The organism is Nocardia gamkensis NBRC 108242, assembly GCF_001612985.1.
Classification (GTDB): Bacteria; Actinomycetota; Actinomycetes; order Mycobacteriales; family Mycobacteriaceae; genus Nocardia; species Nocardia gamkensis.
Genome location: NZ_BDBM01000006.1, coordinates 151,577 through 163,641 on the forward strand (window position 1 = coordinate 151,577; position 12,065 = coordinate 163,641).

At 69.7% G+C, this 12,065-nt stretch carries 3 protein-coding genes; all 3 read left to right on the plus strand.

Annotated elements, in window-relative coordinates:
- Positions 1-14: 14 nt before the first annotated feature.
- The 3 genes from NG1_RS07105 (at position 15) to NG1_RS07115 (ending at position 11,286) form a co-directional block, all read left to right on the plus strand.
- Positions 15-9,119, plus strand: coding sequence for a non-ribosomal peptide synthetase (locus NG1_RS07105; protein WP_062969185.1), 9,105 nt, complete (start codon positions 15-17; stop codon positions 9,117-9,119).
- 160 nt (positions 9,120-9,279) lie between these two features.
- A complete protein-coding gene (locus NG1_RS07110) occupies positions 9,280-10,647 on the plus strand; it encodes a wax ester/triacylglycerol synthase family O-acyltransferase (RefSeq protein ID WP_062969187.1) in 1,368 nt (455 codons plus the stop codon).
- Positions 10,648-10,833: 186 nt separating this feature from the next.
- Complete coding sequence (locus NG1_RS07115) at positions 10,834-11,286, plus strand: pyridoxamine 5'-phosphate oxidase family protein (RefSeq protein ID WP_157113901.1); 453 nt, start codon at positions 10,834-10,836, stop codon at positions 11,284-11,286.
- Positions 11,287-12,065 lie beyond the last annotated feature (779 nt).

The following is a 12,065-nucleotide window of genomic DNA, read 5'->3' on the forward strand; positions in this document are numbered from 1 at the left end:
GAACTCGCCGCCGTATGACCACGACACGCCGTTCCGCACGTCGCGCCCAACATTCACGAGCACGCAATCTCCTGTTCCCCCAACTGCTTACCGCCGCGGTCGATACGGCGTTCGATTCCGCAGCTGTCCGGTATAATCCCACGGGCGATCCGGCGGATCAGCGTGAGCTCAGCTACCGGGAGCTGGACGAGATGTCCTCGCGGTGGGCCCGCTACCTGATCGGGTTCGGTGTGGGGCCGGGAGACTGCGTCGCGGTGGCCATCACCCGCTCGGTGGAGTCGGTGCTGGCGGTCTGGGCGGTCGCGAAGACAGGCGCCGCCTACGTGCCCATCGATCCGTCGTATCCGGCGGAGCGAATCGCGCACATGCTCGCGGATTCCGGCGCGGTCGTTGGCCTCACCATCTCGGCGCACCGGGCCGCACTCACCGCGCCCGGGATGGAGTGGATCGAACTCGACTCCGCGGTCCACCGGCGGCGAGCCGCCGCGGAGCCCGGTCATTCGGTCTGCTATCTGGATCGGTCGCGTGCGCTGACCGAACAGCACCTCGCCTACGTGATCTACACCTCCGGCTCGACGGGCAAGCCGAAAGGCGTCGCGGTCACCCACGCCGGCCTTGCGAGCCTGGTCGAGCACGAGATCGCCGCGCGGGCGGTGACCAGCCGCTCGCGTGTCTCGCACCTGTGCACACCGAGCTTCGACTTCTCGGTGATCGAGATGCTGCTCGCCTTCTCGGCGGGCGCGACTCTGGTCGTGGCGCCGCCCACGGTGTTCGGCGGGGTCGAGCTGGCCGATCTGCTGCGGCGCGAGCGCGTCACGCATCTGTGCATCACCCCGGGAGCGCTCGAATCCATCGAGCCGGCCGGACTCGACGATCTACAGGCCATCTTGTGCGGTGGCGAGCGGGTGAGCCCCGAACTGGCCGCCCGGTGGGCGACCGGCGACCGGTCGTTCTACATCGTCTACGGCCCCACCGAGACCACCATCTTCGCCACCGGCACCGAGGCGCTGCGCGCGGGCGGCGCGACCCATATCGGCACTCCGGTACCGGCGCTGGGTGTCCATGTTCTCGACGCGCGGTTGCGCATGGTGCCCACGGGCGTGATCGGGGAGCTGTATCTGTCCGGTCTCGCGCTGGCGGAGGGGTATCTCGGCCGACCAGCGCCGACCGCCGACAGGTTCGTCGCGAATCCGTTCGCGGCGGTACCCGGCGCGCGCATGTATCGCACCGGTGATCTGGTACGGCGCACCTCGGCGGGACTTCTCGAACATCACGGCCGGGTGGACTTCCAGGTCAAGATCCGGGGGCTGCGGATCGAGCTCGGTGAGATCGACAACGCGCTGACCGCCCACCCCGATGTCGACTACGCCGCGACCCTGGGCGCGACGCTGCCCTCCGGTGGCGCGGCGCTGGTGTCCTACGTGCTGCCACGGGTGGAGTCCACTCCGTGCGGCAGCGGCCGGGTGGCGCTGGACACCGGCGAACTCATCGAGCTGCTCGCGAAAACCCTTCCCGCCTATATGGTTCCGGCCGCGATCACGGTACTCGACGAACTACCGCTGACGCCGGTCGGCAAGCTGGATCGCGCCGCGCTGCCGGAGCCCGTGCTCACCGCCGAGCAGTTCCGGGCGCCCGGCACGCCGACCGAGCGGGTGGTGGCCGAAGTCTTCGCCGCGCTGCTCCTGCCGCCGGGCGCCGCCGAGCCCGGCCGCGTCGGCGCGAACGACGACTTCTTCGAGCTCGGTGGCAATTCGCTGATCGCGACGCAGGCGGCAGCGCGGCTGGGCGCCGCACTGGGCGTCCGCGTTCCGGTCGCGCTGCTGTTCGAGGCGGCGGTGGTGGCGAAACTCGCTGTACGCCTGGACGAACTGGGCCCGGAGTCGCATTCGGTGCCCCGACCGATGGCTCGACCGGAGCGGGTGCCGCTGTCGTTCGCGCAGCGGCGGATGTGGTTCCTCAACCGGTTCGACCCGGCCGGAGCGAGCAACAGCATCCCGCTGGCGGTGCGGTTGAGCGGGCAACTGGACGTGGACGCGCTGCGGGCCGCGATCCGGGACCTGGTGCAGCGGCACGAGGTGCTGCGGACCAGTTACCCCGAGCACGAGGGGATGGGCAGCCAATGGGTGCACCCGATGACGGATCCGGTCGCGGTACCCGAGTTGCCGGTGCTCGACGTCGCCGAAGCCGAGATCCCCGAGCGTACGGTCGCCGCGGTGGTCGAGGGCTTCGATGTCACGGCGGCGCCGCCGATCCGGTTGCGCCTGCTGCGCTCCAACGAGACCGAGCACGTACTGGTCGGCGTCGTCCACCACATCGCCGCGGACGGCTCCTCCATGGGCCCACTGACCGCCGACCTGATGACCGCGTACTCGGCCAGGGCCGCAGGCCGCGCTCCCGCCTGGACGCCGCTGCCCGTGCAATACGCGGATTACACGCTGTGGCAACGCGAAATGCTCGGTGCGGAGAGCGATCCGGACTCGCTGTTCGCCCGTCAGCTCGGGTTCTGGCGGGAGCGGCTTGCCGAGCTGCCGCCACGGCTGGACCTGCCCGCCGACCGGCCGCGCCCCGCGGTGTTCTCGGGCCGGGGCGCCACGCACGAATTCAAGATCGACGCGACGGTGCACGCGGCGCTGAACCGGCTGGCGCACCGAAACGACGCGACGTTGTTCATGGTCGTGCACGCCGCGTACTCCGTCCTGCTCGCCCGGCTGTCGAACACCCGCGACATCACCGTGGGCACGCCGGTGGCCGGCCGCGGCGAGGCCGCGGTGGACGGCCTGATCGGCATGTTCGTCAACACCCTCGCGTTGCGTACCGAGATCGATCCGGGCCACACCTTCGCCGAGCTGCTCGAGCGGGTGCGTACCCGCGACCTGGAGGCGTTCGGGCAGGCCGACGTGCCGTTCGAACGCCTGGTGGAGGTGCTGGACCCGGTGCGGTCGAGCGCCCATCACCCGCTGTACCAGACGATGCTGACCTTCCAGAACTTCGCGCAGGCGACGCTGGAACTGCCCGCGCTCTTGGTCTACGCGCTGGACTTCACGCTGCCGCTGACGAAATTCGACCTCGAACTGACCATGGTGCCGCACGAGGACGAGCGGACGCCGCTGGGAATCTCGGCGGCGTTCACCTATTCCACCGAACTGTTCGACGAGGCGACGGTGGCGGGGTTCGCCCGGCGGCTGTGCGGGATCCTCACAACCGTCGCCGATTCGGCGGATCAGGTGGTCGGTGAGATCGAACTGCTCGATGCCGCGGAGCGCACCGCGATCCTGGGCAAGTGGAACGAGACCCGTCACCAGCTCCCCTCGGGCCTGGTGCTCGACGGGTACCGGCGCGCGGTGCAACGGCATCCGGACGAGGTGGCGGTCGTCCACCTGGACCGGCAACTGACCTATCGCGAGTTCGACGAGCGGGTCAACCGGCTCGCCCGGGTGCTCGTCGACCACGGTGTCGGCGCGGAAACGCTGGTGGGACTGGCGGTTCGGCGTTCGCTGGATCTCGTGGTCGGCATGTACGCGATTCTCACCGCCGGTGGCGCGTACGTTCCGCTGGACCCCGATCATCCCGCCGAGCGGACAGCGCACGTGCTCGACGCCGCCCGCCCCGTCTGTGTGCTCACCACATCCGCCGACGCCGTGCCGCTGCCCGGCCACGTCGCCGTCCTGCGGCTGGACGCCCTCGGAGCCGATCAGCGCTCGGGCGCTCCGCTGCGTTCCGAGGAGCTGACGCGCACGGTGCTGCCGGAGCACCCGGCGTATGTGATCTTCACGTCGGGCTCGACCGGACGCCCGAAAGGTGTGGCGGTCTCGCACAAGGCGATCGGCAACCAGATCGAGTGGATGCTCGCCCAGTACCCCATGGGACCGGGGGAGGCGTACCTGCAGAAGACCGCTGCCACCTTCGACGTCTCGTTGTGGGGCTACCTGATGCCGCTGCGGTCGGGCGCGAAGCTCGTCGTCGCCGAACACGACGGGCACCGCGACCCGGCCTATCTCGCCGCGACCATCGCCGAGCACGGCATCACCGTCACCGATTTCGTGCCGTCGATGGCGACGGAGTTCGCCGCGCACGCGCCGGCGGAAAGCCTTGTGACGCTGCGGCATCTGTTCCTCATCGGCGAAGCTCTGCCGCCGGAGACCGTGCGCGCGATCCGGTCGGTCACCGGCGCGCAGGTGCACAACCTGTACGGCCCCACCGAGGCCGCGGTGTCGGTGACGTACCAGCCCGCCGGGACCGGCGACGCGACGACGGTGCCGATCGGCAGGCCACAGTGGAATACCCAGGTCTACGTGCTCGATTCGCGCCTGCGGCCGGTGCCGCCCGGGGTTCCCGGCGAGCTGTACCTCGCCGGGGACCAGCTCGCCCGTGGATATGTGCGCCGGGCGGCACACACCTCGGGCCGCTTCGTCGCGAACCCGTTCGGCCGCGGCACCAGGATGTACCGAACGGGCGACCTTGCCCTCTGGCGCGCACCCGCCCCGGACGAGCCCCAGCGACTGGAATACCTCGGGCGCATCGATTTCCAGGTGAAGTTCCGCGGACAGCGGATCGAGCTCGGTGAGATCGAGACCGCGCTGCTCGCACAACCGTCGGTGAGCCAAGCGGTCGCGGCGGTGATGCCTTCGGCGTCGGGGGAGCGGCTGGCGGCGTATGTGGTCGCGTGCCCCGGGCAGGTCGTCGACCGCGACGAACTCACGGCCGCGATCTCGGCGGTCCTGCCCGCGTACATGATGCCGTCCGCGCTGGTGGAACTCTCCGCCCTGCCGCTGAACGCGAGCGGCAAACTCGATCGCAAGGCGCTGCCCGCACCGGCGGTCGAGCTCAGGGAGTTCCGGGCCGCTCGCAACCCCGTGGAACGGGCCGTGGCGCAGGTGTTGGCCGATCTGCTCGGCGTCGAGCGAGTGGGCATCGATGACGACTTCTTCGCGCTCGGCGGCAATTCGCTGCTCGCGACCCGAGCCGTCGCGCGGGTCAACGAGGCGCTGCGATCGAAGGTCACCGTGCGCGACCTGTTCGAGGCGCCGCTGGTCGCGGCGCTTGCCGCGAGGGTGGAGGCCGGCGCGGGCACTGCTCGTCCGCCGTTGGCGCGGTCGCGACGGCCGGATCGCATCCCACTCTCGCTCGCCCAGCGGCGGATGTGGTTGCTCAACCGCATCGACCCGGACTCGCCCGCCTACCACCTGCCCTTCGCCGTCCGGTTGACCGGCGTCCTCGACCCGACCGCACTGAGCCACGCGGTCGCCGACGTGATCGAACGGCACGAAGTGCTGCGCACCCGCTACCCGGTCGACGCCGACGGACAGCCGTATCAGGAGATCCTTCCGTCGCGGGCGGTCCTTCCCGGCGGCCTCGCGGTCGAGCGCGGCGTCACCGATGTCGCGGACATGGTGAACGAACTGATGTCCGCGGGCTTCGACGTGACCTCGGCCGCACCCGTTCGGCTCCGGCTGTTCAGCTCGGGCCACGATCATCTGCTCGTCATCGTGACCCATCACATCGCGGCGGACGGATCGTCGCTCGCGCCGCTGGCCCGTGACCTGGTGACCGCCTACTCGTCCCGTCTCACGGGCGCCGCGCCGGACTGGCCATCCCTGCCGGTACAGTACGCCGATTTCGCGATCTGGCAGCGCACCGCCGTGGGATCAGAGGACGACGGTCGATCCATTGCGGCACAACAACTGTCGTATTGGCGCGATCAACTGGCCGGTTTCGCGGGGCCGCTGGAGCTGCCGACCGATCACCCGCGCCCCTCGACCGCATCGACCCGCGGCGCCTCGATCGGCCGCACCATCCCGGCGCGGATCCACGAGCGGCTGACCCGGATCGCGCGCGACCACGACGCGACGCTGTTCATGGTGGTGCACGCGGCGCTCGCCACGCTGGTCGGGCGCCTCTGCGGCGCCACGGACGTCGTGATCGGTACCCCGATCGCCGGGCGCGGTGACCGCGCACTCGACGACCTGGTCGGGATGTTCGTCAACACGTTGGCGCTGCGTGTCGAGGTCGATCCCACCGCGAGCTTCCACGATCTCGTCGACCGGACCCGGGACACGGCTCTCTCGGCGTTCGCCAACGGCGACGTGCCGTTCGAGCGTGTGATCGAGGAAGCCGCCCCCGCGCGCACCGGAGCACACCACTCGCTGTTCCCGGTGATGCTGTCGTTCCAGAACATCGAGCGGCCCACCCTGGAGCTGCCGGACCTGACGATCACCGCCGTCGGCAACGGCGAGGTCACCGCGAAATTCGATCTGCAGGTCGTCGTCGAGCCACGGCTTCGCGACGACGGCCGGTCGGAGCTGGCCGTGACCTTCACCTACGCCACCGAACTGTTCGACGAGCAGACCGTCCGCGCCTTCGCCCGCCGGTTCGAGCGCATCGTGTCCGCGGTCGCGGAAGCTCCCTCGGCGCGAGTGTGGGACATCGACATTCTCGACGAGGACGAAGGCTTTCCGGCGATAGCGCGATCGTCCGAGGCAGCGAATGCCCCGGCAGCGACGCTGCCCGAGCTGATCGGTGCGCAGGTCAGGCGCAGGCCCGAGGCGGCGGCCGTCCGATTCGGTGCCGCCACGCTCGGCTTCGGGGCGCTACAGCGGCGCGCGAATCGCATCGCCCGCGCGCTGATCGCGGCCGGAGCGGGCCCCGAAACCGTTGTGGCCGTCGCGGTGCCGCGCACCGAAGACCTGCCGGTCGCGCTGCTCGGAGTGCTCACGGCAGGCGCCGCCTACCTGCCCATCGACCTGACCTATCCGGCGCAGCGCCTGGCCTTCGTCCTCGCCGACGCGGCGCCGGTGTGCGTGCTGACCACCGCTGCCGAGCGCCCGGCGCTCCCGGACGCCGAACTGCGCACCGTCTTGCTGGAGCAGACGGCGGAGTTCGCCGACGATCCGATCACCGACGCCGACCGGATGGCGTCGCTGCTCGCGGACAACCTGGCCTACGTCATCTACACCTCGGGCTCGACCGGCGTGCCGAAGGGCGTCGGCGTGACGCACCGCAATGCGGTGCGGCTGTTCACCGAGGCCCAGCCGCTGTTCGGCTTCGGCGAGGCTGACGTCTGGACGCTGTTCCACTCCTTCGCCTTCGACTTCTCGGTGTGGGAGCTGTGGTGCGCGCTCGTGACCGGCGGCACCGTCGTCGTGGTCGACTACGCGACATCGCGCTCACCGGAGCTGTTGCGCGAACTGCTCATTCGCGAGCGGGTGACGGTGTTGAACCAGACGCCGTCGGCCTTCGGCCAACTCGTCGAAGCCGACCGCGACGCCTCGACCGCCTCCGGGGAATTCTCCCTGCGGTACGTGATATTCGGCGGTGAGGCGCTGGATCTGCGGCACCTGCGACGCTGGTCCGAGCGCCATCTGGGGGACATGCCGCGATTGGTCAATATGTACGGCATCACCGAAACCACCGTGCACGTCTCCTTCCTCGAGGTCGGTGCGCACCTGATGGACAGTCCGGCCAGCCTGATCGGCCGGGCACTGCCCGGGCTGGACACCCACGTGCTGGACCTCCGCCTGCGCCCGGCGCCGTTCGGTACTCCCGGTGAGATCTATGTCGCGGGCGCTCAGCTGTCCCGCGGCTACTCGGGGCGGCCCGGCCTCACCGCGACGAGGTTCGTCGCGAACCCGTTCGGCCCGCCCGGATCCCGGATGTACCGCTCGGGCGACCTCGCGCGCTGGGGCCGATTCGGCGACGAGGCCGGGCTCGCCTACGCCGGTCGCGGCGACCAGCAGGTGCAGTTGCGCGGCTTCCGGATCGAGCTGGGCGAGATCGAAGCGGCGCTGCTGCGTTGTCCCGGCGTGTGCCAGGCCGTCGCGCTGGTCCGGACCGATCCCGCCCTCGGTGATCAGCTCGTGGGCTACGTGCTACCCGAGCCGGGCGCGCGGCCGGACCCGGCCGAATTGCGCGGTCGGGTGGCCGAACACCTGACCGGTTACATGGTGCCCGCCGCGATCGTCGTGCTCGATGCCATCCCGCTGACCCCGAACGGCAAGCTCGATCGGCGGGCCCTTCCGGCGCCCGCATTCCGTACACGTGAATTCCGCGCGGCCGCCACCCCTGTGGAGGCGACCGTCGCCGACGCCTTCGCCGCAGTGCTCGGCGCCGAGCGGTTCGGCATGGACGACAACTTCTTCGAACACGGCGGAAACTCCCTGCTCGCCGCGAAGCTGACACTGCGGCTGTCGACCGCGCTCGGCACCAGGATTCCGGTGATGCGGGTGTTCACCGCACCCACGCCCGCGCAACTGGTCGCCGACCTGGCCCGCCGTGCGAGCGGCGCGGTGGAGACCGAAGCGGCCTTCGACATGCTGCTGCCGCTGCGCCCCGCGGGTTCGGCCGCGCCGCTGTTCTGCGTGCACCCCGTCTCGGGAATCTCCTGGTCGTATGCCGGCCTCGCCGCCTACCTCGACCCCGAACGACCCCTCTACGGCCTGCAGACGCCCGTGCTCGCGTCCGACGAGATGATGCCGGCTTCGATCGAGGAATGGGCCCACCGCTATATCCGGCTGATCCGCTCGAAACAACCGGCCGGTCCCTACCATCTGCTCGGCTGGTCCTTCGGCGGCGTCATCGCCCACGAGATGGCCGTGCAATTGCAACGCGAGGGCGAGCAGGTCGCGTTGCTCGCGGTGATGGACAGCTACATGGCGGACCCACCGGGCACCCCGCCCGGCGACGCGGGCAAGGTGCCGGTGGCCGAGTTGATCGGCGGTTTGCTCGGTGAGCAGGCCGGCGACCTCGGCAATGTCGCGGATGTGGACTGGGCCGCGCTTCCCCAGAAGATGACCGAACTCCCCGAGCCGTTCGCGTCGTTCGGCTCCGACCGCGTCACCCGGATCCTCGACGCCGCGGTGCACTCGGTGGCGCTGCGCAGCGCCTATGACCCGCCCGTGTACCGGGGCGACGTCGTCTACTTCACCGCCGCGCTCGACGATCCGACCGGAACTGTCGGCGCGTCGATCTGGAGCGAGGTCATCGACGGGCAGGTGCACAACCACCCCGTGCCGACGACGCATTGGCGGATGACCACGGCATCGGGTCTGGCCCGGATCGCCGAAGTGCTGACACCGGCCTGGCATGCGGGCGAACCGGAGGGGGAACACCCGGTCCGCCGGTGAATCAGCGCCGCGGCCGGGCTTCGGCGGCGGCCTTCGGCCGGATCCACCGACGGTGAGACCGGAGCGGAAGCCGGAGTGCTCTGCTTTCGGTGACCTTCGGCCATCATCTCGCCCGGCGCTTCGCGCCATGCTGAGAGGACGAACCGGAATGAGCATGCCCATGACAGAACTACGGCCCCTCGATTCGGGCTTCATGGAACTAGAGGACTCCGACCGGCATATCAGTCTCGGAATCGGCGCGGTGGCGATCATCTCCGGCGCTCCGCCGGCCAGGGGTGAGTTCGGCCGCATCCTCGCCAGGGGAGTGCAGCAGAACGCGCGCCTGCGCCAGAAGGTGCGGCGGGCGCCGCTCGACCTGGCCACGCCGGTGTGGGAGGACGACCCGAATTTCGACCTCGCACACCACATCCGATGGACCGCGCTGCCCACGCCGGGTGACGAGCGCGCGCTGTGTGAACTGGTGGCCACGGAGCTGGAGGAGCGGCTCGATCGCGACCATCCGCTGTGGCAGTGCGTCGTCGTCGAACACCTCGCGGGAGACCGCTGGGCGCTGCTGGTCAAAGCGCATCACAGCCTGGTGGACGGCGTGTCCGGTCTGTCGGTGTTCCGGAGTCTGTGCGACGCCGTACCGGGAGAGGCCGAGAACGCCGCGCCCGAGCCGCGAAGTCGTGCCGAGATGCGGTGGCTCGACGTGGTGCGAGGTGTGACGCGGCTGCCCGTCGTCGTGCCGCGCTCCGTGGCCGCCATGACGCGCGGTCTGACACCAGTGGTGTCCGCCGTCGTGTCGCCCGCCGCGGAATGCTCGCTCAACGGACCCATCGGACGTCAGCGCCGGTACGTCGTGGCACGGGCCGCCCTGTCGGACGTCCACGAGATCCGCGCGGCGTTCGACGTCACGGTCAACGATGTCGTCCTGGCCGCGGTCGCCGCCGCTTATCGCGACCTGCTGGTCGGCCGCGCCGAGCGGCCCGCTCCGGACAAACTGCGCGTTCTCATCCCGGTGTCGATGCGATCCGAGCAGGCGAGATCCACGCTGGACAATCGTGTTTCGGCGATGCTGCCATTCCTGCCGATCGATGTCGCCGACCCGGTGGAGCGGCTGGACGTGATTCGGCGGCGGATGACCGGACACAAGTCGCGAGGCGAAGCGCAAGCGGAGAACTCGGTGCTCGCGCTGGCGGGCCGGCTCCCGTTCGCGCCCATCGCGTGGAGTCTGCGTCTGCTGGCGCGGTTTCCGCAGCGAACCGTCGCCGCGCTGGTGACGAACGTGCCCGGCCCACGCGAGCGGTTGACCGTGCGGGGGCACGCGGTAACCGAACTGCTGCCTGCCACGCCCATCGCCATGCGGTTGCGCACCGGGATCGCGGTGCTCAGCTATGCGGGGCAACTGACGTTCGGGATCACCGGGGATTACGACACCGCGCCCGATATCGCGGTGCTCGCCGAGGGTATCGAGCGGGAGATCAAGCGGCTCCGGGAGCGTGCGGGGATCCGGCGACCGTCGCGGCCGGAGGTGACCGGGCCGTGAGAAGTATCGGTCGGCGGGTGGCTGGGGCCGCCGCAGCGCCTGCCGGGAGAGGACCGATCGGGGACTTTCTGCCCTGTCCGGCAGTAGGACCCGGTGATGGTATGGGAGGCCGTGGTGTCGAGTGAAGACCGGAGAGCGAGGTCGTTGCCGGGTGGAAGCACGCGCGATGTGCCTGGGCACGAGATCATGATCGCCTCCGGCGGCCGCGTCGCGGACAACGGCATCCCCGGCCGCACGATGGTCGAGATCGACCGTGACGAGGCGCTGCGGCTGCTGGCCGGTGTGGCCTACGGGCGCGTGGTGTTCACCCGCGATGCGCTCCCGGCGATCCGCCCGGTCAACCATTTCGTCGACGGTGGTGCGGTCATCGTGCGTACCCGGGTCACGTCGCGGCTCACCGACACCGTCCGTACCGATCCGTCCGTCGTCGTGGCCTATGAGGCCGACGACATCGACGCGGTGACCCATGTGGGCTGGTCGGTCGTCGTGACCGGCCTGGCCAGGACGGTCACCGACCCCGCCCGGGTCGCGCGCTATACGCGGCTGCTGCGACCGTGGGCCGAGGGGATGATGGATACGGTCATCGCGATCGAACCCACCATCGTCACCGGCTTCCGGCTCGTCGAGGAACAGCGGTAGGCCGCAGCGGGCGAAGGTGGTTCGGATTTACCGAACCATCATGCCGAGAATTATTTGCGGGCGCATCCGGTGAGGCCCTGCGCGGGTTCTGCCCCGCCTCGCGAGTTCGTTGCGGGAATAACGCACTCCATGGCGGGGTGGGCGCGCTCGGCGTAGGCGCGGTGCGCGTTTGTGGCTGCCGGACGCCGGTCGCGCACATGCGAACTCGCGTCGATCGGCAGAGCCGAATCGCGGTCTGACCGGCCGGATACCCCTCGGCGGCCTGCCGCCGACCGGCACCCGCCCTCGATCCGCGCGCCGAATCGTGCGAAACCCGAGCGCTGAAATGCCCGTGTTCGGCGACATCTCCCGGAAAGCACGCAGGCGCCCGACATGAAATTAGAATCACCATTTACCTGGTTCCAGTCGGAACTATGTGCTGACAATTCGCATTCCGAGATGTCCTTCGAGTCGAGTTGCATTGATGAGTATTCGGAAATGTGCACACGTGATCGGAATGTAGTAAAGGCGCGGAGGTAGCACCCTGGTGGGTGATTGCCAATATATTGCTATTGGGATGTACATTTCCTTGTGGTGCAATCGATCGAGCTGGCGGATCGGCTGTCGGCATACGCTGTCCACCCGGTGGATCACGAGGGCCCTCCCGACTTGATTCCGGCCCCTGCCCGGCATGTACGATGCCCGATCGCGGGTGGTTCTGTCTGGATCCACCCTCTTGTACCAGGCACTTCTACGAGCGATACGGGCGCGCGGCGGCTCCATCGCGCGGGCGGTGTCAC